This is a genomic window from Streptodolium elevatio (assembly GCF_053592165.1).
In genome coordinates this window covers 1-22,466 of record NZ_JBSFVE010000045.1, presented here as the reverse complement: position 1 = coordinate 22,466, position 22,466 = coordinate 1, and the positions used below count along the sequence as shown (strand labels likewise).

Sequence of the window (22,466 nt, the reverse complement as noted above, 5' to 3'; positions counted from 1 at the left end):
ACCGCCCCCCGGCCCGCGCCAGGGCCCGGGCAATCTCGGGACAGGCAGGTCCCGGCGGCCCGATAGCATCGCAGTCCTATGAGCGCCACGATCGTCGTCAAGGACCTCTCCGCCGGGCACGGGGACCGCGTCCTGTTCTCCGCACTGGACCTCGTGGTCGGCCCCGGCGACGTCATCGGCCTCGTCGGGGCCAACGGGGCCGGGAAGTCCACACTGCTGCGCATGGTGGCCGGCCTCGCCGCGCCCGAGGGCGGCTCGATCCAGGTCAGCCCGCCCGGCGCCACCATCGGCCATCTGCCGCAGGAGCCGGACCGGCGTGCGGGCGAGACCGTACGGGAGTTCCTGGGTCGGCGTACCGGCGTGACCGCCGCGCAGGCCGCGCTCGACACCGCGACCGAAGGCCTGGTCGAGGGACGCGCGGGCGCGGACGACGAGTACGCCGCCGCCCTGGAGCGCTGGCTCGACCTCGGCGGCGCCGACCTGGAGGACCGCGCCGACGAAGTGGCCGCCGACCTGGGCCTGTCCGTCGACCTCGACCAGGCGATGACGTCGCTGTCCGGCGGCCAGGCCGCGCGAGCGGGCCTCGCCTCGCTGCTGCTCAGCCGCTACGACGTCTTCCTGCTCGACGAGCCGACCAACGACCTCGACCTGGACGGCCTGGACCGCCTGGAGAAGTTCGTCACCGGCCTGCGCGCGGGGACCGTGCTGATCAGCCACGACCGCGAGTTCCTGGCCCGCACGGTGACCCGCGTGGTGGAACTGGACCTGGCGCAGCAGCAGGTGCGGACGTACGGCGGCGGCTACGAGGCGTACCTGAACGAGCGCGAGGTGGCCCGGCGGCACGCCCGCGAGGAGTACGACCAGTACGCCGACACCAAGGCGGCCCTGGAGGAGCGCGGCCGCACCCAGCGCTCCTGGATGGACAAGGGCGTCAAGAACGCCCGCCGCAAGGCGACCGACAACGACAAGATCGGCCGCAAGTTCCGCTCCGAGGCGAGCGAGAAGCAGGCGGCCAAGGCCCGGCAGACCGAGCGCATGATCGAACGCCTCGACGTCGTCGAGGAGCCCCGCAAGGAGTGGGAACTGCGCATGGAGATCGCGGCGGCACCGCGCGCGGGCGCCGTGGTCGCGACGCTGCGCGGTGCGGTGGTGCGCCGCGGCGACTTCACCTTCGGCCCGGCCGAGCTGCAGATCGACTGGGGCGACCGGGTGGCCATCACCGGCCCCAACGGCTCCGGCAAGACGACGCTGCTGGGTGCACTGCTGGGCCGCGTCCCGCTGGACGAGGGCCAGGCGGCGCTGGGTCCGGGTGTCGTGGTCGGCGAGATCGACCAGGCCCGCGGGCTGTTCCTCGGCGAGGACACGCTGCTGGCCGCGTTCGGGGCGGCGGTCCCCGACCTGCTGCCCGAGGACGTCCGCACGCTGCTGGCCAAGTTCGGCCTCAAGTCCCACCACGTGCTGCGCACGGCCGCGACGCTCTCGCCCGGCGAACGTACGCGCGCGGCGCTGGCGCTGCTCCAGGCGCGCGGCGTGAACCTGCTCGTGCTCGACGAGCCGACGAACCACCTCGACCTGCCCGCGATCGAGCAGTTGGAGTCGGCGCTGTCGTCGTACCACGGAACGCTGCTCCTGGTCACGCACGACCGGCGCATGCTGGACGCGGTGGAGACCAACCGCCGCGTCACGGTCGACGCGGGCCGCATCACGGATCGCTGAGTCGTGTCCCCAAATATCCGCCGGGAAATATCCGCCGGGCCCGCGAACCGACGGGTATTTGAAGGCACTCCCTGGACCTGACAACACCCGCGGACACCCGCCCGTCCCAGATCACCGAGGCACATGAACCGCCGTATCGCGAAGAAGCTGTCCAACAAGCTCGTCCTGGCCGTGCACTGCGCGGACATCGAGTCCACCCGGCGCCTGCTGCGCGCCGGGGCCGACGCGGACCGCCCCGACGCCGAGGGCACCACCCCGCTCTACGCCGCGTCGGTGCGCGGCGACGCCGAGATCGCCGAGATGCTGATCGCGGCCGGCGCCGACCCGAACCGCGAGAGCGGGAACGGCGAGGAGGGCCTGCCGCTGTGCGCGGCGGCCTGCTGGGGGCACGACGACGCGGTCCGGGTCCTGCTCGCGGGGGGTGCCGACGTTAACCTGCGGGAGGACGGCGGCTTCGGGCGCACCGCGATCCAGTGGACCACGCAGGCCGGGTTCGAGCAGCCGTCGACGCGGCAGATCCTGCGGGACGCCGGGGCGTTCGTCCCGCTCACCCTGCTCTGACCGGTTCCGGCCTCGGACCGGCTCCGGATCCGCCCTGACTTGCTCCGGACCTGCTTCGGCGCGGGCCGGGCCGCTCCCGGAGCTACTCGCCCAGCGCCGCCGCGTACACCCATGCACCGTCGACGCGGGTGAACGAGCTGTGCTCCTCGATCACGCCGTCGTGCCCGCTCTCGCGGTAGTGCGCCCGGAAGGTCACGGTGCCCTCGTTGTGGAACGGTCCGCCCTCGGTGGCGGCCACCACGTCGAGGCCGAGCCAGCGGGTGCGCGGGTCGAGGTCCAGGTGCGCGGGCCGGGTGTCCGGGTGCCAGGTGCGCAGCAGGTAGTCGGCGTCCCCGACAACGAAGGCGGCGTACCGCGACCGCATGAGCCGTTCCGCGGTGGGTGCGGGCGCGTCGCCGCGGTGGAACCGCCCGCAGCAGTCCTGGTACGGCTGCCCGTCCCGCCCGCAGGGGCACGCCGCCCCCGGGTCGAACGCGGGCCGGGTGGGGGCGGCTGCGCCGCGTGCCTTCGGGGAGCGCGCCTGGCCGGCCTTGCGTCGTGACATGCGCCCATTATCGCGGCATCGCGGCCCGGCAACACGCACCCCCCGGCCGGTCAGTGCGCGGTCCAGCCGCCGTCCACCGGGAGCACCGCCCCCGTCAGGTAGGACGCCGCGGGACCCGCCAACAGCAGTGCCGCACCCGCGAGTTCCGTCGGGTCGGCCCACCTGCCCATCGGCACCTCGTGGGCGAGGAACGCCTTGACGTGCGGGTCGTCGTCGACGCCCGCGTTCAGCGGCGTGCGGAACGGTCCGGGCGCGAGCGCGTTGACGCTGATGCCCGTCCCGGCGAGTTCGACGGCGAGGCTGCGGGTGAACTGCACGACGGCGCCCTTGCTCGCCGCGTACCCGGTGCGCCCGGCCGCGCCGACCAGGCCCAGGGCGCTGGCCAGCGTGACGATGCGCCCGTATCCCGCGTCGCGCATGACCGGGACCGCCGCCTGGCAGGCCAGGAATGTGCCCACCACGTTGACGTCGAGGCAACGGCGCAGGGTGGCCGCGTCCAGGACGCCGATCTCGCCGCGGGCCTGCACGCCGGCGCTGGTGACCAGGATGTCGAGGCGTCCGAAGTGCTCGGCGGCGCGGGCGACGAGGGCCCGCACGTCGGCCTCGTCGGTGACGTCGCAGCGTACGCCGAGGGCCTGGGCTCCGGACGTGGCGGCGATGTCCGCCGCCGCGGCCTCGCATGCGGCCACATCGCGGCTCCCGAGGACGACGGACGCGCCGGCCTCGGCGTACGCGCGCGCAATCGCCAGGCCCAGCCCCGCCGATCCCCCGGTGACCACCGCGATCTGAGCGCTCAGGTCCGTGCCCGTGCCGGACGGCCCGCTGCCACCATTCCCGCCGCCACTGTTAACGCCACCGTCACCGTGACCGTCACCGCTGCCCACGACCCGCCCCTTCCGTCGGTACGCGGCAACTTGATCACGAGCCGGGGCGCGGTGGCACGTGGTTTTGCCACGCCTGGACGAGCATGATCAGGTTGCCGTCGGGGTCGGCGACGTAGCACATGCGCTCGCCCCACGGCTGGTCCACCGGATCCAGGTGCACCGGCGTCCCGGCCGCGCGCAGGCGTGCCAGCTCGGCGTCCAGCGCGTCGGTGTAGAGGCACAGTTGGAACGGCTTTCCGCCGCGCGGCGTCGGCCCGAACATCGCCTCGACGCCCGAGTAGTCGCCGATGCCGATGGTCGAATCGCCGACGCCGACCGTCAGGAACGCGGCGTCGCCTTCCCCCTCCGGCGGGAAGCGGTACGTGACCGGCAACCCCAGCAACTCGGTATAGAACGCGACCAGCCTCGTGAAGTCGTCGCTGTGCAGGATGGGGAACGCCTGGGTGAACGCCACGGGCACCTCCGGTTCATGAGCGGCGAGCGGCTTCCAGCCTCTCCCGGTTCGTGCGGAGGTGCACGCACTAACGCGCCGCGAGCCGCCGGTCGTCCACAGGACGCTGTTGGACGCAGAACACCGTTGGCTACAGCACCCGGTTGGCTACAGGACGCCGTTGGCGCGCAGGATGCCGAGTGCGCGGACGGTGGCGTGGCCGCGCCACTCCATCGCTCCGGCGGGCGAGATGCGCGCGTACTCGACGGTCCAGCCGCCGTCGTCCTTCTGTCCGCGCTCAAGGCGGTCGAGTTCGCCGGGGACGTCGGCGGAGGCGAGGTGGCGGCGTGCGGGGGTGCCCGGCAGGGGCGCGAAATCCAGCGGGCGCATGTACTCGTTTTCGGTGCCGCCGTCGACGTGGACCATGCCGTCGGCCGGGATGTACGCGGCCAGCACGTCCAGCGCACTCGCCGCCTCCGGGTAGATGGTGCGTACCTGCTCCATGTCCAGCAGCCTTACCGCGTACGCCAGTTCGAGCGCATGCGGTTTGCCGCCCTCGGTGCCGGCGCCCTCCGCGGCGGCGATGCAGTACCGCGTCGCACGGTCGAGCCACGCGTGCGTGCGGATCGCCGGGTCGTGCGCGGCGGCACGGTGCGCGGCCGCCACCACCACCGAAGTGAGCTGCAACGACGACTCGGACGGGTCACTCATCCCCCACCACGGAGCCGAACCCGCCTGGTCGGTGATCGGCAGGGCGAACGGCAGGCCCCCGTCCGGGTGGGTGATCGAGGCCAGCCAGTCGCACAGCGCGGCACCTTGGTACGGCGTGGGGGCCGCGGCGTCCTCGAACACCTCGAACGCGTGCAGGGCAGCGCCCACCTGGCTCTCCGGCGAGCGCAGGTCGCATTCGAGGCCCCAGCCGTACCCGCCGTCCGGATTGCGGTACGCATCGACTGCGGCGAGCAGTTGCCCCGCGTCGACGGGGTCCCCCACCAGGACGCGGAACCGCAGCCGGTCGAGGATGCGGGCGTGGGTGGCCATGAAGTCGGATGCTGCCTGAAGGTCGACGTGGGTCATGCCCTCAGCCTCCCGCTCCCGGCCGCGGAGGTCTTGAACGTTTCGGACATTCGGCGCGTCGCGCCGCGGTCCTTCCGGTACGGCGGCGGCCACTTCGCGCCGATCCGCCGCCGCGGCGGCGTGCAATGGGTTGGATGGCGGCATGACCGATGAAGCTCTTGCCCGACTGCGCGACGCCGTCCGTCGGACCGCCGAACTGACCCGCGGGCGCGCGGCGTCCGGGTTGACGCACAACGACGCCGACGACACCGCCGGAACGCTCGCGACCGACAGCGCCCTCGGGTTCGACCCGCTGCCGTTCCTGACCGCGCTGCATACAGCTGGTGCGCGCGTGGTGGTGATCGGGCAGGTCGCCGGGATCCTGCACGGTTCGACCGAACTGACCGGCGATCTGGACCTGCTGTGGGACGGTTCCGCGGAGCAGGCGCAGGCCGTCGCGGCGGCGCTGGCGGCGGTCGGCGGGACGCTCGTCGAGGACGACGGCACTTCGACGGCGCCGACCCCGGACTCGGTGCGGCGCCGCAAGTGCGACTTCGCGACGGCGACCGCGAGCGGTGACCTGTGCACGCCCGAACTTCCGTGGGGCGACCAGGATGTCGCGGCGTACCTCGATCGGGCGGAGTCGGCGGTGGGCGCGGGTGTGACGGTGCACTACCTGCGGCGCGAGGACCTGATCGCGATGCGCCGGGCGGTGGGACGCCCCAAGGACCTGCGCCGGGCGGAGGAATTGGAGCAGTTGGCCTGAGGGTGCGGCGCACGCCCCGCCGGCGGCGGTCAGGCGGAGTCCGCGCCGCCCGCGAGGCCGTGTTCCCAGACCCACGCGGCGATGCCGACGCGGTTGCGGGCGGCCAGCTTCGCCTGGATGTTCGCGATATGGGTTTTTGCGGTGCCGGCGCTGATGAAGAGTGCCTCCGCGATCTCGGCGTTGGTGAGGCCGCGCGCCACCAGCCGGGCGATTTCAAGTTCGCGTTCGGTGAGCGGGTTCGCCGCGGCGGGTTCGGCGCCGGGTGCGGTGCGGGACGCGGCGGGCTCGGCCGGCGCCGGTGCCGGGACCGGCGCCGGCCCGGCGGTCTCGGTGGCGGCCGGGCTCGGTACGGCGGACAGGCGGCTGAGCAGCCGTACCGTGATCTGCGGGCTGATGAGCGTGTCCCCGGCCATCGCGGCGCGCACCGCCTCGATGAGCAGGGTGGGCCCCGACCGCTTCAGCAGGAATCCGCAGGCGCCGTTGCGCAAGGCGGTGTGCACGTAGTCGTCGAGGTCGAACGTGGTGACCACGACGACGCGTGTCGTGGGCGCGAGTTGCCGGGTCACCTCCAGACCGTCCATGCGGGGCATGCGGATGTCGGCGAGCACGACGTCCGGTTGCAGCTCGCGCGCGAGGGCGACGGCGGTCTCGCCGTCGGACGCCTCGCCGACGACGGCCATGTCGGGCTGTGAGTCGAGGATCAGGCGGAATCCGCTGCGGATGTCGTCCTGGTCGTCGGCGAGCAGTATGCGCGTGGTCATCGCGGCCATCATGCCTCCTCGGGGAATCGGGCCACGACGTGCCACCCGCCGGAGCCGTCCGGTCCGGCGTCGAGGCTCCCGCCGACCGCCGCGACGCGTTCGCGCAGGCCGACGAGACCGCGGCCGCCGCGCCGGCCCCGGCCCCAGGACGCCGCGCCGACGGAGGTCTCGTTGGTGACGGCGACCCGGACGACGGGTGTGTCGCGGCGTACGCTCACCTCCACCCGCGACGACGACGCGTGCCGCCGGATGTTGGTCAGCGCCTCGACCACGACCCGGTACGCGACCGAGCCCGCCTCCCGCGAGAGCCGATCGGCGGCATCGTCGTGGACGCGGAGGTCGACGCGGCTGTCGGCCGCGCCGCGCTCGGCGGCGAATCGGCTTACCAGGTCCGGTAGTTCGCCGATACCCGGGGGCGCCGACGCACCGATCGGCGCGCCGTCGGCGTCGTGCAGCATCTGCACGGTGCGGTCCATCGACGCCAGCGCGCTCAGCCCCGCCTTCTCGATGCGCTCCAGCGCGAGGACGACTGCCTGCGGGTCGCTCGCCGCAACGAAACGTGCGGCCTGCGCCTGGACGACGATCCCGCTCACGTCGTGCGCCACGAAGTCGTGCAGGTCCCGGGCGAGTTCGAGCTGCTGCTCGCGGCGGGCGGCGACCACGGCGTCCCGCCCGCGGCGGGCCTGGCTGCGCGGGTACGCCCCCACGCCCGCCGCGACGGCGGCCGCGACGCCCCAGAACGCCGCGGCGCCCACCTGGTCCCGCCATGTGCCGTCGTCCACGAAGGGGATCGCCCACAGCGCGACGGCGGCGCTTGCGGCCCCGGCCCCGAGCAGGGCCTCCCGTCGCGGCGACCAGCACACGACGGCGCTGATGAGGGCCAGCAGCACGAAGACTTCGGCGATCTTCCAGGCCCCGGCCGACTGCGGGATCGGCTGCGGGCGCGCGAAGTCCGTGGCGATGGACAGGGCGGAGACGGCGGCCAGCGGCCACGCCAGTACATACCGCGCGCGGCGCCGGCAGATCAGCCCCCAGAGCGCGAGCGCCAGGACGAGGACGGCCGGGACCGTGCCGTAGAGGCTGTGGCCGCGGATCAGGACGAGCGCGACGAGGGCCGCGCCCCCGAGGCAGGCGGCCGCAAGCCGGTCACGCACGGACAGGCTCCCTGGTGCGGGGCTGTCGTCGGCCCAGGCGTACCGGGACACCCCGGGTATGAAGCGGCGGTCGGACGCGCCGGGCTCGCGGTCGCCTCGCGCGGCCGTCTCCTTGATCGTGGGCACGGACACGAGGCTATGCGAGCGCCCGCGGCACCGGGCATCTGCCGATCGGCAGACCCGCGCCGGAGCACGACACCGCAGGTGAGCGCCATGATCTGCCGATCGGCGGATGGTCGCGGACACCGGTGGCGGACGAGGCTTGTCGCCATCACCACAACGCCTCCTGACAAGGATTCAGCCGTGACCACGACGCTCCCCACCTCCGCCGCTGCCGCCATTCCCGCGCCTGCACCCGCCGGGCACGGTGTCGCTGCCGGGCAGTCTGCCGCCGCCGCGCACCGTACGGCGGGGAAGAACGGCCCCGAGGTCTCCCGCGCGCTCCGCTGGACGGCGAAGGCCGCCGCGCTCACGCTGCTGCCGAGCGGTCTGTGGCGCATCGCGATCGCCTTCGGCTGGGACTCCGGCTTCGCGGCCGGCGATCCGCTGCACCACTCCAACTTCCCCGGGAACACGTCGTTCTACCTGGTCGCCCTGAGCATCTTCGCCGAGTTGCTGGGACTTCTGGCGCTGGGCCTCGTGCAGAACTGGGGCGAGGTGCTGCCCCGCTGGGTGCCCTGGCTCGGCGGACGCCGCATCCCGACGGCGGCGGCAGTCGTACCCGCGTCGCTCGGTGCCCTCGCGGTCACGCTGATCACCGTCACCGGGGCGTTCGCGTGGAACGACGCCGGAGCGATGGGTTCCCCAGAGGCCCCGGACGGTACAAAGTACTGGATCATGACGGCCTGCTACGCCCCGCTGCTGCTGTGGGGCCCGCTGCTGGCGGTCGTCACCGTCGCGTACTACCTGCGCCGCAGGCGCAACGGGTGACACTAACGGCGACACTCGCGGCGACGGCTTGTGCCGGGCCCCAGGCCGGGGTCCGCCACAAGCCGTGCGCGTCCGCATGCATCGATGTCTTCGCCCGTCAGGTGTATGAAGGATCGGTGACCTCGAACAAAACGCATGAGCAGCAGGGCGGGCCGCGGCCGGACGAGGCGGACGCACCGCCCGCCGAGATGTCCGCGGCGCTCTCCCGCTTCCAGGACGAGATCTACCTCAACGGTGCGCTCGGCGGCGGGGTGCCGCCCTACCCGACCGACCCGTCGACGCTGGAGGAAGCCGCCCGCCGCGTTCTGGAGCCGGGGCCGTTCGGCTACGTCGCGGGCGGGGCCGGGACCGGGGCGACCGTCCGGGCGAACCGCGAGGCCTTCGACCGCTGGGCGATCGTGCCGCGCATGCTGGCCGACGTCTCGGTACGCGACACCTCTCGGACCGTCCTGGGCACCCCCATGCCGGCCCCGCTCCTGCTCGCGCCCATCGGCGTGATGTCGATCGTCCACGAAGGCGCCGAGCCCGCCGCCGCCCGCGCGGCCGCCGCGCTCGGTCTGACGACCGTGCTGAGCACGGCGTCGTCGACCCCGATGGAGGAGGTCGCCGAGGCCGCCGGGGACGGACCGCGCTGGTTCCAGCTCTACTGGTCGCGCGACCCCGACGTCGCGGCGAGCATGCTGGCCCGGGCCCAGGCTTCGGGGTTCACACACCTGGTGGTCACCCTGGACACCGGCATGCTGGGCTGGCGGCCGAACGACCTGGACCAGGCGTACCTGCCGTTCCTCCAGTCGGTCGGCATCGCGAACTACCTGAGCGATCCGGCGTTCCGGGCGAAGCTGGCAAAGCCCGCCGAGGAGGACCCGTTCGGCGCGGTCGCGCACTGGGCGGGCCTGTTCTCCAACCCGGCGCTCACCTGGGACGACCTGGCCTGGCTGCGCGAGCACTGGGACGGGCCCGTGGTGCTGAAGGGCATCCTGCACCCCGACGACGCGCGGCGGGCCCGGGACGCGGGCATGGACGGAATCGTCGTGTCGAACCACGGCGGCCGGCAGGTCGACGGCGCGATCGGCGCCCTGGACGCGCTGCCGACGGTGGCCGAGACGGTCGGCCACGACGTGGCGGTGCTGTTCGACAGCGGCGTGCGCTCGGGTGCGGACATCGTCAAGGCGCTGGCGCTCGGTGCGCAGGCGGTGTTGGTCGGGCGGCCGTACGCCTACGGGCTGGCCCTGGGCGGCGAGGAGGGCGTGCGCCACGTCCTGCGCTGCCTGCTCGCCGAACTGGACCTGACCCTCGCACTGTCCGGGCACGCGCACGTGGACGAACTGAACCCGCGGGTGCTGGTCCGCCGCTGACGGCGCGTCACTGCGGAGGCGCGTCAGTCCCGTTCGTCGCTTGGCGCGCGTCGTTCCCGGGGCGTGGGACGTCCCGGGGCGCGAGGTCGTCCGGGAGCATCCGCAGCGTCTCGGCGAGTTGCGAGTGCACGGGCTCGGGGAGCCGGTCGGGGGCGAACCAGTCGAGGGCGTCGAACTTGTGCGGCTCGCCGACGGCGACCTCGCCCGGGTCCACGCGTACCGCGAACACGACGGCCACCCAGTGCGATTCGACCGGGTCGCCGCGCAGGACGTTGCGGACGCCGAGGCTGCGGATCTCCGACGGCAGGGCGACGTACTCCTCGCGTACCTCGCGCGTGACCGCGGCCTCGAACGTCTCGCCGAACTCCAGTGCGCCCGCTCCGCAGTCCCAGGCGCCCGCCTCGTCGCGGGCGCCCGGGCCGCGTCGCGCGAGCAGGATGCGCCCGGCACCGTCGTGACACACGAACACGCAGGAGACCGAGGGTTGCCGTGCCGTCATCGTTCCGTCCGAGAAGTAATGCGGGGGCGGGGCGGGGGGCTTGCGAACCAGGCCTGGAATTGGCCCAGGGAGAAGACACGACCTAGAAGTGGTCGAGAAGTTCGGTGAACGCGCGTATGTGCAGGACGCCCGCGTCGGTGCCGTCGACGACATCGTCCTCGAGGACCCAGGTGTGCTCGTGCGGGATGAAGACCGCGCGCATGCCGGCCTTGCGGGCCGGGAGGATGTCCGACTTCGGGGAGTTCCCGATCATCCAGCTGGTCGCGGGGTCGAGGCCCAGCTCGTCGATCAGCGCCACGTACGTGTCGGGGTTCTTCTCGGCGACGATGTGCACGCTGCGGAAGTGGTGGGCCAGCCCGGACGCGTCGACCTTCTCGCTCTGCTCGTCCTGCGCGCCCTTGGTCAGCAGGCGCAGGTCATGCCGCGCGCCGAGCACGGTGAGCGTCTCCGCGACGCCCGGGATCAGCTCGACGTGCCCGCGCTCGACCAGCGGTGCGGCGAGTTCGGAGATGCGCTCCAACTCGGCTCCCGTGGCCGGGCGTTCGCGCAGCCTGGCGAAGCACTCGGCGAGGCTTCGGAGGAACACCTTGCTGCCGTACCCGTGTGTGACCGCGTTGGCGCGCTCGATGTCGTCGAGGACCCCGCGCACCTCGGCGCGGGTCAGGATCGGGTGCACGAGCCAGTCGAGGTAGTCGTCGATGACCCTCTCGAACAGGATGTTGTTCTCCCACAGGGTGTCGTCGGCGTCGAAGACGAGCACCTGGCGCGGCAGCGGCACCGGGGGTGTGGCGGAGGGCAGTGGAGCGGTCGCGTCGTGGGTCACGCTGCACCCTAGGACGGCCCCGGCGAATCGATCAAACGTTTTCCGCGCCCGTCGTACCGGTTGTGGCGGAAGCGGCGGACCTGACGGAGGTGGCGCGCGCCGCGGGCGCGGAGGGCCGGGCCGGGGCCCACGGTCCGAGGGTCGCGATGAGCAGCCGCAGCGCCTTGTCGACGGTACGCCGGTCCCCGGCGGTGAGCGGCGCCAGCAGTTCGTCGAGTGCCGCGAGCCGGGTGCGCATCGCGGTACGGGCCTTCTCGCGGCCCTCCTCGGTGAGGCACACGAGGACCGACCGCCGGTCGGCCGGGTTCGGGCGGCGCTCGATCAGCTCCTTCTTCTCCAGCCGGTCGACGCAGTGGGTCATGCCGCCGGAGGAGTACATGACCAGCGGCTGGAGTTCGCGCAGGGTCAGCCCGACCTGGTCGGTGCGCACCGCGAGGACCGCGAGGACCATGTACTCGGGTGCGGTCAGGTCGAGGCCGCGGATGCTGCGCCGGTCGAACTCCTCCATCGCGATCATGGCCTGGTGCAGGCGCACGACGAAGCCCAGCGACGACGCGTCCTCGTCGGGCAGCACCTGCGACCAGGCGGCCACCACGCCGTCGGCGTAGTCGTCGGAGCGGGGGCCGGACCGGCCCGCCGCGTCGGCCTTACTCGTCACGTGCACTCCTGGGGGAACGGGAATCGGCGGGACCGCCGGCCGCCCGGCACGCTGCCCGGTGCGGCTGTCGCTCCCGATTCTCCGTCATGCCCGGCGCCGCCACGCGGACCGGCGTCATGTGGGGCGCCGCGCCGTGATGCGGTAGTTCGCCTGGACGACGGTGCCGGAGACAAGAGCCGCGTCGTCGGACGCGAGCCACGCCACGACCGCGGCCACTTCCTCCGGGGTGCTCATCCGACCCAGCATCGCGGTACGGCCGAACTCCTCGGGTCCGCCCGGGACGTCCTCCAGCCAGCGCAGCATCGGCTCGGTCGCGGTGGGGCCGGGGGTGACGGCGTTGCAGCGGACCCCGTCGGCGGCGTACTCCATCGCCACGGTCTGGGTGAGGTTGATGACCGCGGCCTTGTGGGCGGCGTACGCACCGAGGCGGTACTCGCCGCCGACGCCGGCGCCGGAGGCCGTGGTGACGATGGATCCGCCGCCTTGCGCGGTCATGTGCGGGAGCGCGGCGCGGATGCCGTAGAACACGCTGTCGAGGACCACGCGCTGCTGGGTGCGCCAGTCCTCGTCGGTGATGTCGCCGACGCGGCCGGGGATCGAGAAGGCCGCGTTGTTGTGCAGAATGTCGATGCGTTCGTGGCGTTCGACGGCGGTGCCGATCAGCGCGCGCACGTACGCGTCGTCGGACACGTCGCCGTCGAAGGCAACCGCGTCCCCGCCGAGCGCGCGTATCTCGGCGACGGTCCCGGCCGTGCGCTCGGGGCGCACGTCGCCGAGGACCAGCAGGGCGCCTTCGGCGGCGAAGCGCAGCGCGGTGGCGCGGCCGATGCCGGAGCCCGCCCCGGTGATCACCGCGGATTTTCCGGTGAGCCGTCCGTCCATGTGTGCGCTCCTCTTCTTCGTGCCGCTTGTTCGTGCCGCCGTGCCGCCGTACGCGGGTCCCCGCGCGCTCAGGTTCGCATCTGGCCGCCGCCGTCGACCATGAAGGTCTCCCCGGTGATGTACCGCGACGCGTCCGAGAGCAGGAACAGCACCGGCGGGGCGATGTCGGCGTCGGGGTCGCCGTCGCGGCCCATCGGGTGCTGGGCGTACATCGCGTCGAACACCGCGCGCCGGTCCGGGTCGTCGGCGGGCGGCCTTCGGTGCGCGGCGGACGCGGGGCACACGCAGTTGACGGTGATCCCGTGCCGGGCCCATTCGCGCGCGGCGGTCCGCGTGAGCGAGCGGACCGCTTCCTTCGAGGCGCTGTACGGGCCGTACCCCGCGCCGCCGGTCATGCCGACCGCCGAGCCCATGGTCACGATGCGGCCGCGCCCGGCGTCGCGGAAGTAGGGGAAGACCGCCTGCATCGCCCACAGTGTGCCCTTGGGGCCGGTGTCGAGCAGCAGGTCCATGTCGGAGGAGGTGACGTCCTCCAGCGCGGTCACCGGGCGGAAGGTCTGGGCGTTGGCGACCAGGCCGTCCAGGCGGCCGAAGCGCTCGTGGGTGCGGGCCGCGAGGGCGAACGCCGCGTCGCGGTCGGCGACGTCGCATTCGACGGCCAGGTGCTCGACGCCCAGTCCGTCGAGTTCGGCGGAGGTCTCGGCCAGGCGCTTCGGGTTGCGGCCGGTGATCGTGAGGCGGGCGCCGCGGGCGCCGAGGTGGCGGGCGATGCCGCGCCCGATGCCCCGTGTGGCGCCGGTGACGATCACCGCATGGTCCCGGATGCCGTACTCCACCTGGTCCTCCTGACTGCGTCCGGATGTCGTCTGCCCTTGAAAATTATCTTCACATGAAGCTACTTTTCAAGAAGCAACAGCCGCGATCCCCGGGAGGCACGCGCATGCAGGCTCCGGCAGACCGGACGCGCCCCGAGTGGGTGCGCCTCGCCAACGAGGGCGCCCTCGGGCCCCTGCTGGAGGAATCCGCCGAACCATTCAGCCTGGACGGCGTGCTCGGCCGGGCCCGGGCGCTGACCGGCCTGGACGACTTCGGGTCGGACGACTTCCACGAACCGCTCGCCCTGCTGCTACGCGACCTGGAGGCGCACGCGCGGCTGACCGCGCTCGGACGCTGGCAGACGTACCGCTATCTGCTACGCCTACTGCGGGTACGGCTGCAGATCCGCGACTACGAGGCGCGCGATCCCGGCGTCGCGGACGAACGGGTCGAGGCCCCGCTGTTCGTGGTGGGCGCGCCACGTACCGGCACCTCGATCCTGCACGCCCTGCTGGCCCGCGACCCCGCGCACCGGGTGCCGGAGGGCTGGGAGCTGCTGATGCCGGTGCCGCCCCCCTCGCCCGATCCGGCCGCGTTCGCCGCCGATCCGCGCATCCCGGCGGCCGAGGCGGAACTGCGGTTCTTCGACCAGGTGACCGGCACTCTCGACGCGATCCACGTGTACGGTGCGCGCCTGCCCAAGGAGTGCCTGTCCGCGCAGTCCTTCGCCTTCCGCTCGCAGGAGTTCCCGGCGCGGTACCACGTGCCGAACTACACGGCTTGGCTGCTGGGTTGCGACATGGCGCCGGCGTACGACCTGCACCGCCGCGTCCTGCGCATCCTCCAGCGCGGCTTCCCGCGCCATCGCCGCTGGGTGCTCAAGAGCCCCGCCCACCTGCACTCGCTGCCGGAACTGCTGGACGCATACCCGGACGCCCGCCTCGCGGTCACCCACCGCGACCCGATCACGGTGCTCGGCTCGGTCACCAGCCTCATCGCGACGCTGCGCGGCGTGCACAGCGACGACGTCTCCTACCCGGCGATCGGCCGCTACCACGCCGACCTGTACGTGCACGACCTCGACCGGCTCGTGGACCACGACACCGGCGGCGTCTTCGCCCCCGGCCGCGTGCACCACAGCCAGTACGCCGACTTCATGACCGCACCCCTGGACACCGTCCGCGCCCTGTACGACGCGCTGGGCATGGAACTGACCGACGACGCGGAGGACCGCATGCGCACCTACCTCGACGCCCGGCCCAAGGACAAACACGGCGTGCACCGCTACGAGTTCGACGACCTCGGACTCGACCGGGCGCACGAGAGCTCCCGGTTCGGGCGCTACCGCACGCACTTCGGCGTTCCGGCGGCCGACCATGCCTGAGTCGTCCCCGTTCCCCGACCACGCCGCGTGGGCCGCCCTGTGCGACACGATGAAGGCCGCCGGCGACCGCATCCTCGCCCCCGACTTCCCCGGCTCGCCCGAGGAACGCGCCGAGGGCTTCCGGCACTTGGCACAGCAGGCGGTGTGCTGGCTGACCTGGGGCGTCGGCCACCTCGACCCGGCCGACCCGCGCTTCATGCGGCAGAACGACCTGCTGACGCGCTGGGGCGGGCCGAATGTCGACAACGTCTACAAGCACGCCCGCATCGACGCGGAGGGCACGTACCGCATCCGCGGACTGATGCACTCGTGCGAGGAGTTCCTGCTCGCGGTCCGCATCGGCAACATGCACCAGGAGCGGTACGGGACGCTGCACGAGGTGACCGCGACCGACCTCGGGATCGCCCCGGGCGACTCCTTCGAGATCCTGCTCGGCGGGCCCGAGCCGGCCGACCCCGCCGTGCGGTGGCTGCCGTTGCCGGAGGGCGCCCGCATGGTCGCCGTCCGCGAGTACTACTACGACTGGCAGGAGCACGAACCCGCCGTGCTCACCATCGAGCGCGTCGACCGCCCGACTGTCCCGGAACGCCTCACCCCCGGCCGCATCGCCGAGCAACTGGATGAAGCGCGCTCGCAGTTCGAGCGGTCGATCACCTACTGGAACGACTACCAGCGGGCGGCCCGGACGCGCGGCGAGGACAACACGTTCATCCAGCCGCGCACCGAGCCCAAAGGACTCAAGGGGCTGGTGTACGGCTTCTGCTTCTACCGCCTCGCGCCGGGCGAGGCCCTGGTCGTCGAGTGCGAGGCGCCGGTGGCGCGCTACTGGTCGTACCAGCTGTACCAGCTCGGCTGGTTCGAGCCCGTCGAGTCGATCCACCGCACCGGCGGCCTGAATCACCGACAGAGCGCGGTCGACGCGGACGGGCTGGTGCGGGTCGTGGTCGCGCACGAGGACCCGGGGGTGGCGAACTGGCTGGACACGGAAGGGCGTTCCGAGGGCATGCTGACGTTCCGCTGCGCCTGGGCGGACAATCGGCCGGAGCCGAAAGCGCAGGTCGTCGCGTTCGCCGACCTGGAGACCCGGCTGGCGCCGGGGGCGGCAGGCGGGCCCACGACCCCGGAGGAGCGCCGGGCACATCTGGCGGCTCGGGCAGCCCATGCCGCCTGGCGGTTCCGCACCTGAGCGGAGGCCGTGCACGGAGGCCGTAAGCGGGAGCCGCACGCACGGTTCGACCCGACGGCGTTGGGCCCCGTCCGGGTGTCCACGGCCGGTCCGTGGCGGGTCGGCCCGGCGCCTGCTCGGGTCGGTGGCGCGTCGGGTCAGCGGCGCGTCGCCCGCAGTACGACGAACTTTCGGTCGCTCGCCGCGACTTCGCAGTTGCCGAAGATGCGCTTGAGCTTGACGTGGTAGCCGAGATGGCGGTTGCCGACCACCCACAGCTCGCCGCCGCGGCGCAGCGCGGCGCGCGAACCGGTGAACATCCGCCACGCGATGCTGTCCGTGGTCGCCCGGTGGCTGTGGAACGGCGGGTTGTTGAGCACGAGGTCGGCGCTCGCGCCCGGGAGGCTTGCCAGGCCGTCGCCGACCGTGAACGCGGCCGGGCGGGCGTCCGCGTCGACGTTGGCGCGGTAGGTCTCCTCCGCCGACGCGACGGCCTGGAAGGACTCGTCGACGAAGGTCACGTGCGCGTCCGGGTTGGCGAGCGCCGCGGCGGTGCCCACGACGCCGTTGCCGCACCCGAGGTCGACCACGTGCTCGGGCCCTCGGCGCTCCGGCAGGTGGCCGAGCAGGAAGCGGGTGCCGACGTCGAGTCGTTCGGCGCAGAACACGCCCGCGTGGTTGACGACCCGGCGGCCGGACATCACGCCGATGCCGTCGGGCAGCGCGTACGTGTGCGGCCACGGGTTGGCGGCTGCCGCGGGGCGGCCTTCCGGTGTGCAGAAGATGAGGCGTGCCTTCTTCTCCGCGAGGGAGGTGCGCGTCGGTCCGAGGATGCGCTCGAAGAGGGCGAGCGTCGACGTGTGGATCTCGGTCGTCATGCCGGTGCCGAGCACGACCGTGCCGGTGTGCACCGACGGCGCGAGGCGGTGGAGTTGGTCCTCCAGGAGCGCGAGGCCCTTGGGGACGCGCACCAGCAGGACGTCCACCCGGGCGGGCGGCTCGTCCCGGGTGGTGAGCAGCCGTACCGTCTCGGGGTCGACGCCGTTGCGGGCGAGGTTGGCGCGCGTCGCCTCGCGGGCGAGGTACGAGTCGGTGATCTGGGTGGGCCGGTACGCCGCGAGGGCGGTGGTCAGCGCGCCCCACCGGTCCCCGACCACGACCAGCGCGCCGGGCGCCGCGGCGGCCGGATCGACGGGCCCGACGGGCGTCCCCTCGGGCCCCGGCTCCCCGGCCAGGCGCCGGAGCAGGTACGCGTCGGCGGCGTCCCAGGCACGCAGCGCGTCGCGGGGGTCCTCGGGGAAGCGGGTCAGGTCGACCTCGCCCCACGGTGTGCTGAAAGGCGTGCTGAGCATTGGCTCATTGTGCCTGGTACGTGGATGCCGCCCGGCCACACGTTGCCCGGCTGCGGGCGTCGGACCGCGGGGCCCGACCGCGGGCACGACCGCAGGGGCCGCCCCGGGGCGGCGCTATGTCGCCCGCGCGAGCACGTACCCCCGTCGTGTCTCCGCCTCCTCCGGGTACGGCGCACGCTCCATGCGGGCTTCCACCGCGAACCCCGCGTCGGTCATCGCCGCGACCATCGGAGCGGACTCGCGGAAGTGGAACTCGACGTCCACCGTGTGCCCCCACCAGTCGGTCATGTGCCGGACCTCGTCGCCGAGATGGAACGCGACCAGCAGCAGCCCCCCGGGCCGCAGCACCCGCCGGGCTTCGGCGAACGCCGCGGGCAGTTCCCCGGCGGCCAGGTGGATGAGCGAGTAGAAGGCCACCGCGGCGTCGAACTCCCGGTCGGCGGCCGGCAGTCGCAGCAGGTCGCCCTGCCGGAACTCGGCGGCCGGGTGTTCGCGGCGGCCGACCGCCACCATCCCGGGCGACAGGTCGACGCCCACAACCCGGGCACCGCGCGCGGCGAGCCATCCGGCCACGTGGCCCGGCCCGCAGCCCAGGTCCGCAATCGCCGCTCCGGGGCCGACGGACTCGCCCAGCGCTCCGAGCAGCGCGCGGTCCAGCGGCTTGTGCGCAAGTTCGTCGCCGATCCGGGCCTGGTACTCCTCGGCCACGGCGTCGTAGCCGTCCCGCACCCGTGCGTGGTCGGGGTCGGGGCCGGGCACCGGGGCCGCGTCGCGGTCAGCGGAAGCGTGCACTGCGCACCGGACCCGTCGAAGGGCACTGGTCCCGGGAGGTGCGGGCCGCCCAGGCGGACGCCACGCCGGCCGCGAAGGCGACCAGCTCGGCTCCGGTGTCGGGCGGCGCGTCCTCGTCGCCCGGATGGTCCGCGTCCGGCTGGGCGGCGACGACGTCCGCGGCGATCTCGGCCTCCGGCCGGCCGTCCGGCGCGCCGCCTTCGGGGTCGGCGGTGAGCCGCTTCTCCCACGGCGCGTTGCCCGCCTGACGCAGCAGCACGCTGATGTCGGCGGCGACGGGCGGCGGACTCGTCCAGCACGTCGCGTGCTCGAACAGCACCTGTCCGGGCGCGCGTTCGTGCAGCGACTCGACGACTCCCTCCGCCACGTCGTCCAGGCGGTACGCGACGACCACCGTGTCCGGGCGGCCCGGCTCGTACGGCACCGCGGGCAGCCCCAGCACGTCGGCGGCGGCCAGGCCCAGGATGCGGCTGCCCCGGTCGTCCAGGAGCGACACCGACGCGGGCGCCGCACCCGTCGCCCCCAGCACGGCGGGGAGCCGGTCCAGGCCCTGGCGGCAACTGCCCGGCGAGTCCTGGTGGAACGCGTACCGGCCGACCATGCTCGTGCGGAAGCCGTACGGCGAGATCGTCGCCAGCACTCCCCCGGTGAGCACGAACTGCCAGCCGCGCAAGTCCTCGTGGTCCAGCGGGGCGACGGCCGCGGCGGCGTCCGCGCGGGACAGCATGGCGCCGAGGCGGCCGTACGCCCACTCCCAGTCCTCGTCCGCCGGTGCCGGCAGGCGGACGAACTGCGTTCGGGCGCGCGTCAGATCGCCCGCCAGCACGGCGTTGTAGACGAGCAGATACCGGTCGGGCCAGTCCCGCAGCGTCGCGTCGCGGGACTCCAGCAGGGCGACCGCCTCGCCGTGGCGCTCCTCGCGCTCGTACGCCGACGCCAGCTCCAGGAACACCCCGCGCGACTTCGGCGACCGGCGCAGCGACTCCACGAGGGCGGGTATCGCCGCGTAGGCCGCGCCGTGCTCGATGCAGGCGTATCCGAACTCGAAAAGTTTGTCGGCGCTGCGCGGTTTGGCGGCGAGTGCGCGCGACGCCTCGACGAGGTCGTCGAAGCCGACCATGTCCGCGGCTTTCTCCACGACGAGCGTCAGGTCGCGGATCTCCAGTCGTCCGGCGGTCCCGCGCAAGTGACGCATCACCGCGGATACGTCGCCGCCCTCCACCAGTTCCCAGGCCTTGTCCAGGTCAGAAGTAGTCATCGCCTTCGAGGGTTCAGCACCCGACCACGGGGCCGCAACCGAGATTCCGCGTCGTCCTACCGTCCGTCGGACGACCACGCCACCGCCGCCCGGGCCACCCGCTCGGCTCCGCCGGACCACCGCCGCACCGCCGCCGGGGCGGCCTCGGAGCGGGCGCCGGGCCGCGGCGACCGCCGCCACGGACTCGTACGGCGGACACGCGCACCGCCGCCAGTGCGACATTCGGGGCCCAACATCGGCAGAATGCCCGGGTACCCCAGTGTGAAGGTGGTTCAAGTTCCGTGGTGACGTCCACACCCTCTGTCAACAAGAGGATCGCCGACGAGCTCGGCGTACGCGAAGGACAGGTGCAGGCCGCAGTCGACCTGCTCGACGGCGGTGCGACCGTGCCGTTCATCGCGCGCTACCGCAAGGAGGTGACCGGGACCCTCGACGACACGCAGCTGCGCACGCTGGAGGAGCGCCTGCGCTACCTCCGTGAGTTGGAGGAGCGCCGGACGGCGGTACTCGAATCGATCGACGCGCAGGGCAAGCTCGACGACGCGCTGCGCGGGCAGATCATGGCCGCCGACTCGAAGGCACGGCTGGAGGACATCTACCTTCCGTACAAGCCCAAGCGCCGGACCAAGGCGCAGATCGCGCGCGAGGCGGGGCTCGAACCGCTCGCCGACGCACTGCTCGCGGACCCGTCGCTGGACCCGCAGGCCACCGCGGCCGACTACGTCGACACGGACAAGGGCGTCGCCGACCGCACCGCCGCGCTGGAGGGGGCCCGGGCGATCCTCGTCGAGCGCTTCTCCGAGGACGCCGACCTCGTCGGCGAGCTGCGCGAGCGGATGTGGACGCGCGGCCGCCTGGTGGCCAAGGTCCGCGAGGGCCGCGAGGAGGCGGGCGCGAAGTTCTCCGACTACTTCGACTTCGCCGAGCCGTTCACGCGGCTGCCCTCGCACCGCATCCTGGCGATGTTCCGGGGCGAGAAGGAGGAGATGCTCACGCTGACCCTCGAACCGGAGGAGGAGGCCGCGGACCCGGCGGCCGGGCCGACCGGCTTCGAGCAGAGCATCGCGCGGCGCTTCGGCATCGCCGACCGCGGGCGCCCGGCCGACAAGTGGCTCGGCGACACCGTGCGCTGGGCGTGGCGCACCCGGTTCCTGGTGCACCTGGGCATCGACCTGCGCGGGCGGCTGCGGCAGGCCGCGGAGGACGAGGCGGTGCGCGTCTTCGCGGCGAACCTGCGCGACCTGCTGCTCGCCGCCCCGGCCGGGACGCGCACGACGATGGGCCTGGACCCGGGTCTGCGTACCGGCGTCAAGGTCGCGGTCGTGGACGACACCGGCAAGGTCGTGGCGACCGACACCATCTACCCGCACGAGCCGCGGCGCCGCTGGGACGAGTCGATCGACACCCTCGCACGGCTCGCGAAGGCGCACGGCGTGGAGCTGATCGCGATCGGCAACGGCACCGCGTCGCGCGAGACGGACAAGCTGGCCGCGGACCTCATCAAGCGGCACGCCGAACTCCCGCTCACCAAGGTGGTCGTGTCGGAGGCGGGTGCGTCGGTGTACTCGGCGTCGGCGTACGCCTCGCAGGAACTCCCCGAGCTGGACGTGTCGCTGCGCGGCGCCGTCTCGATCGCCCGGCGCCTCCAGGACCCGCTGGCCGAACTCGTGAAGATCGACCCGAAGTCGATCGGCGTCGGCCAATACCAGCACGACCTGTCCGAACTGCAGCTGTCGCGCTCGCTGGACGCGGTGGTCGAGGACTGCGTGAACGCCGTGGGCGTCGACGTGAACACCGCGTCGGTGCCGCTGCTGACCCGCGTGTCGGGCATCGGCGGCGGCCTCGCCGAGAACATCGTGCTGCACCGCGACGCGAACGGGCCGTTCAAGAACCGCAAGCAGCTCAAGGACGTGGCGCGGCTCGGCCCGAAGGCGTTCGAGCAGTGCGCGGGCTTCCTGCGCATCCCCGGCGGCGACGACCCGCTGGACTCGTCGAGCGTGCACCCCGAGGCCTATCCGGTGGTACGCCGCATCGTGGCGGCGGCGGGCGGCGACATCACCGCCGTGTTGGGCAAGGGGACGGTGCTGCGGGCGCTCAGCCCCAAGGACTTCGTGGACGAGCAGTTCGGCCTGCCGACCGTCAGCGACATCCTCGCGGAGTTGGAGAAGCCGGGCCGCGACCCGCGGCCGGCGTTCAAGACCGCCGCCTTCAAGGAAGGCGTCGAGCAACTGACCGACCTCAAGCCGGGGATGCTGCTGGAGGGCGTGGTGACGAACGTCGCCGCGTTCGGTGCGTTCGTCGACGTCGGCGTGCACCAGGACGGTCTTGTGCACGTGTCGGCGATGTCCGCCACGTTCGTGAAGGACCCGCGTGACGTGGTCAAGCCCGGGGACATCGTGCGGGTGAAGGTGCTCGACGTCGACATCCCGCGCAAGCGCATCTCGCTGACGCTGCGTCTGGAGGACGAGGCGACCGCCGGGTCCGGCGGCGGGGACGGCGCGGGCGGCGGGCGTACGGCTCCCGGACCGCGGCGTCCGCAGGGCGAGCAGGGCGGTCGGCGCGGTGACGGACGCGGCGGTGAGGGCCGTGGCGGCGAGGGTCAGCGCGGCGGCCGCGGCGGCAACAACCAGGGCGGACAAGGCGGCCGCGGTCGCGGCGGGCGGGACGACCGCGGCGGCGG

The 22,466-nt window shown here is 73.2% G+C and carries 22 protein-coding genes; 8 read left to right on the top strand and 14 right to left on the bottom strand.

Going from position 1 to position 22,466, the window contains the following annotated elements; translation table 11 throughout:
- The first annotated feature begins 78 nt into the window (after nucleotides 1-78).
- Both ACWD12_RS39770 and ACWD12_RS39765 read left to right on the top strand, forming a co-directional pair.
- The gene (locus ACWD12_RS39770) at nucleotides 79-1,716 is read left to right on the top strand and encodes an ABC-F family ATP-binding cassette domain-containing protein (RefSeq protein ID WP_450103740.1); all 1,638 of its coding nucleotides are present in this window, start codon (nucleotides 79-81) and stop codon (nucleotides 1,714-1,716) included.
- Nucleotides 1,717-1,839: 123 nt separating this feature from the next.
- Nucleotides 1,840-2,277, top strand: a complete 438-nt coding sequence (locus ACWD12_RS39765; protein WP_450103739.1) for an ankyrin repeat domain-containing protein — start codon at nucleotides 1,840-1,842, stop codon at nucleotides 2,275-2,277.
- Nucleotides 2,278-2,359: 82 nt separating this feature from the next.
- Here the strand turns inward: ACWD12_RS39765 and ACWD12_RS39760 are convergent, their stop codons facing one another.
- From ACWD12_RS39760 to ACWD12_RS39745, 4 genes are all read right to left on the bottom strand, one after another.
- Nucleotides 2,360-2,821: a YchJ family protein gene (locus ACWD12_RS39760; protein WP_358362396.1), complete on the bottom strand. Its 462-nt coding sequence runs from the start codon at nucleotides 2,819-2,821 to the stop codon at nucleotides 2,360-2,362.
- A 50-nt stretch (nucleotides 2,822-2,871) separates the two neighbouring features.
- Entirely contained in the window at nucleotides 2,872-3,705 is an 834-nt protein-coding gene (locus ACWD12_RS39755; RefSeq protein WP_450103738.1) for an SDR family NAD(P)-dependent oxidoreductase, read from the bottom strand.
- A 34-nt stretch (nucleotides 3,706-3,739) separates the two neighbouring features.
- Nucleotides 3,740-4,159, bottom strand: coding sequence for a VOC family protein (locus ACWD12_RS39750; RefSeq protein WP_450103737.1), 420 nt, complete (start codon nucleotides 4,157-4,159; stop codon nucleotides 3,740-3,742).
- Between the two features lie 144 nt (nucleotides 4,160-4,303).
- Nucleotides 4,304-5,212: a hypothetical protein gene (locus tag ACWD12_RS39745; protein ID WP_450103736.1), complete on the bottom strand. Its 909-nt coding sequence runs from the start codon at nucleotides 5,210-5,212 to the stop codon at nucleotides 4,304-4,306.
- Between the two features lie 142 nt (nucleotides 5,213-5,354).
- On the opposite strand from ACWD12_RS39745, the gene ACWD12_RS39740 reads away from it, so the two are divergent.
- Nucleotides 5,355-5,957 (top strand): hypothetical protein, encoded by a 603-nt coding sequence (locus ACWD12_RS39740; protein ID WP_450103735.1) that lies wholly within the window; start codon nucleotides 5,355-5,357, stop codon nucleotides 5,955-5,957.
- A gap of 29 nt (nucleotides 5,958-5,986) precedes the next feature.
- Here the strand turns inward: ACWD12_RS39740 and ACWD12_RS39735 are convergent, their stop codons facing one another.
- Together ACWD12_RS39735 and ACWD12_RS39730 are read right to left on the bottom strand one after the other, a co-directional pair.
- Entirely contained in the window at nucleotides 5,987-6,718 is a 732-nt protein-coding gene (locus ACWD12_RS39735; protein WP_450103734.1) for a response regulator, read from the bottom strand.
- An 8-nt stretch (nucleotides 6,719-6,726) separates the two neighbouring features.
- Nucleotides 6,727-7,998, bottom strand: coding sequence for a sensor histidine kinase (locus ACWD12_RS39730; protein WP_450103733.1), 1,272 nt, complete (start codon nucleotides 7,996-7,998; stop codon nucleotides 6,727-6,729).
- 177 nt (nucleotides 7,999-8,175) lie between these two features.
- Between ACWD12_RS39730 and ACWD12_RS39725 the strand changes: the two genes are divergently transcribed.
- Both ACWD12_RS39725 and ACWD12_RS39720 read left to right on the top strand, forming a co-directional pair.
- The gene (locus ACWD12_RS39725; protein WP_450103732.1) at nucleotides 8,176-8,802 is read left to right on the top strand and encodes a hypothetical protein; all 627 of its coding nucleotides are present in this window, start codon (nucleotides 8,176-8,178) and stop codon (nucleotides 8,800-8,802) included.
- Between the two features lie 188 nt (nucleotides 8,803-8,990).
- Nucleotides 8,991-10,157 (top strand): lactate 2-monooxygenase, encoded by a 1,167-nt coding sequence (locus ACWD12_RS39720; RefSeq protein ID WP_450103746.1) that lies wholly within the window; start codon nucleotides 8,991-8,993, stop codon nucleotides 10,155-10,157.
- Nucleotides 10,158-10,164: 7 nt separating this feature from the next.
- On the opposite strand, the gene ACWD12_RS39715 is transcribed toward ACWD12_RS39720, so the two are convergent.
- The 5 genes from ACWD12_RS39715 to ACWD12_RS39695 form a co-directional block, all read right to left on the bottom strand.
- Nucleotides 10,165-10,656, bottom strand: coding sequence for an NUDIX domain-containing protein (locus ACWD12_RS39715; protein WP_450103731.1), 492 nt, complete (start codon nucleotides 10,654-10,656; stop codon nucleotides 10,165-10,167).
- Nucleotides 10,657-10,738: 82 nt separating this feature from the next.
- Nucleotides 10,739-11,479, bottom strand: a complete 741-nt coding sequence (locus ACWD12_RS39710) for an HAD family hydrolase (protein ID WP_450103730.1) — start codon at nucleotides 11,477-11,479, stop codon at nucleotides 10,739-10,741.
- 31 nt (nucleotides 11,480-11,510) lie between these two features.
- Nucleotides 11,511-12,137, bottom strand: coding sequence for a MarR family winged helix-turn-helix transcriptional regulator (locus tag ACWD12_RS39705; protein ID WP_450103729.1), 627 nt, complete (start codon nucleotides 12,135-12,137; stop codon nucleotides 11,511-11,513).
- A gap of 114 nt (nucleotides 12,138-12,251) precedes the next feature.
- Complete coding sequence (locus ACWD12_RS39700) at nucleotides 12,252-13,019, bottom strand: SDR family NAD(P)-dependent oxidoreductase (protein ID WP_450103728.1); 768 nt, start codon at nucleotides 13,017-13,019, stop codon at nucleotides 12,252-12,254.
- A gap of 68 nt (nucleotides 13,020-13,087) precedes the next feature.
- Entirely contained in the window at nucleotides 13,088-13,855 is a 768-nt protein-coding gene (locus tag ACWD12_RS39695) for an SDR family NAD(P)-dependent oxidoreductase (RefSeq protein ID WP_450103727.1), read from the bottom strand.
- Nucleotides 13,856-13,959: 104 nt separating this feature from the next.
- Between ACWD12_RS39695 and ACWD12_RS39690 the strand changes: the two genes are divergently transcribed.
- Together ACWD12_RS39690 and ACWD12_RS39685 are read left to right on the top strand one after the other, a co-directional pair.
- A complete protein-coding gene (locus ACWD12_RS39690; RefSeq protein ID WP_450103726.1) occupies nucleotides 13,960-15,219 on the top strand; it encodes a sulfotransferase family protein in 1,260 nt (419 codons plus the stop codon).
- The gene (locus ACWD12_RS39685; protein ID WP_450103725.1) at nucleotides 15,212-16,405 is read left to right on the top strand and encodes a DUF1214 domain-containing protein; all 1,194 of its coding nucleotides are present in this window, start codon (nucleotides 15,212-15,214) and stop codon (nucleotides 16,403-16,405) included. The genes ACWD12_RS39690 and ACWD12_RS39685 overlap by 8 nt, the downstream gene beginning before the upstream one ends.
- 137 nt (nucleotides 16,406-16,542) lie before the next feature.
- On the opposite strand, the gene ACWD12_RS39680 is transcribed toward ACWD12_RS39685, so the two are convergent.
- From ACWD12_RS39680 to ACWD12_RS39670, 3 genes are all read right to left on the bottom strand, one after another.
- Nucleotides 16,543-17,736, bottom strand: a complete 1,194-nt coding sequence (locus ACWD12_RS39680; protein ID WP_450103724.1) for a methyltransferase — start codon at nucleotides 17,734-17,736, stop codon at nucleotides 16,543-16,545.
- Between the two features lie 114 nt (nucleotides 17,737-17,850).
- Nucleotides 17,851-18,528, bottom strand: coding sequence for a class I SAM-dependent methyltransferase (locus ACWD12_RS39675; protein WP_450103723.1), 678 nt, complete (start codon nucleotides 18,526-18,528; stop codon nucleotides 17,851-17,853).
- Nucleotides 18,512-19,786, bottom strand: coding sequence for a tetratricopeptide repeat protein (locus tag ACWD12_RS39670; RefSeq protein ID WP_450103722.1), 1,275 nt, complete (start codon nucleotides 19,784-19,786; stop codon nucleotides 18,512-18,514). Before ACWD12_RS39670 ends, ACWD12_RS39675 begins: the two co-directional genes overlap by 17 nt.
- A 284-nt stretch (nucleotides 19,787-20,070) precedes the next feature.
- Here ACWD12_RS39670 and ACWD12_RS39665 point away from each other — a divergent pair.
- A partial coding sequence (locus ACWD12_RS39665; RefSeq protein ID WP_450103721.1) for a Tex family protein occupies nucleotides 20,071-22,466 on the top strand: 2,396 nt, incomplete at its 3' end.

Excerpts from the sequence above, each read along its gene's own strand:
- ACWD12_RS39770 (WP_450103740.1), top strand. The coding sequence starts at position 79 with ATGAGCGCCACGATCGTCGTCAAGGACCTCTCCGCCGGGCACGGGGAC.
- ACWD12_RS39765 (WP_450103739.1), top strand. The coding sequence starts at position 1,840 with ATGAACCGCCGTATCGCGAAGAAGCTGTCCAACAAGCTCGTCCTGGCC.
- ACWD12_RS39760 (WP_358362396.1), bottom strand. The coding sequence starts at position 2,821 with ATGTCACGACGCAAGGCCGGCCAGGCGCGCTCCCCGAAGGCACGCGGC.
- ACWD12_RS39745 (WP_450103736.1), bottom strand. The coding sequence starts at position 5,212 with ATGACCCACGTCGACCTTCAGGCAGCATCCGACTTCATGGCCACCCAC.
- ACWD12_RS39740 (WP_450103735.1), top strand. The coding sequence starts at position 5,355 with ATGACCGATGAAGCTCTTGCCCGACTGCGCGACGCCGTCCGTCGGACC.
- ACWD12_RS39735 (WP_450103734.1), bottom strand. The coding sequence starts at position 6,718 with ATGACCACGCGCATACTGCTCGCCGACGACCAGGACGACATCCGCAGC.
- ACWD12_RS39720 (WP_450103746.1), top strand. The coding sequence starts at position 8,991 with ATGTCCGCGGCGCTCTCCCGCTTCCAGGACGAGATCTACCTCAACGGT.
- ACWD12_RS39715 (WP_450103731.1), bottom strand. The coding sequence starts at position 10,656 with ATGACGGCACGGCAACCCTCGGTCTCCTGCGTGTTCGTGTGTCACGAC.
- ACWD12_RS39700 (WP_450103728.1), bottom strand. The coding sequence starts at position 13,019 with ATGGACGGACGGCTCACCGGAAAATCCGCGGTGATCACCGGGGCGGGC.
- ACWD12_RS39690 (WP_450103726.1), top strand. The coding sequence starts at position 13,960 with ATGCAGGCTCCGGCAGACCGGACGCGCCCCGAGTGGGTGCGCCTCGCC.
- ACWD12_RS39685 (WP_450103725.1), top strand. The coding sequence starts at position 15,212 with ATGCCTGAGTCGTCCCCGTTCCCCGACCACGCCGCGTGGGCCGCCCTG.
- ACWD12_RS39680 (WP_450103724.1), bottom strand. The coding sequence starts at position 17,736 with ATGCTCAGCACGCCTTTCAGCACACCGTGGGGCGAGGTCGACCTGACC.
- ACWD12_RS39670 (WP_450103722.1), bottom strand. The coding sequence starts at position 19,786 with ATGACTACTTCTGACCTGGACAAGGCCTGGGAACTGGTGGAGGGCGGC.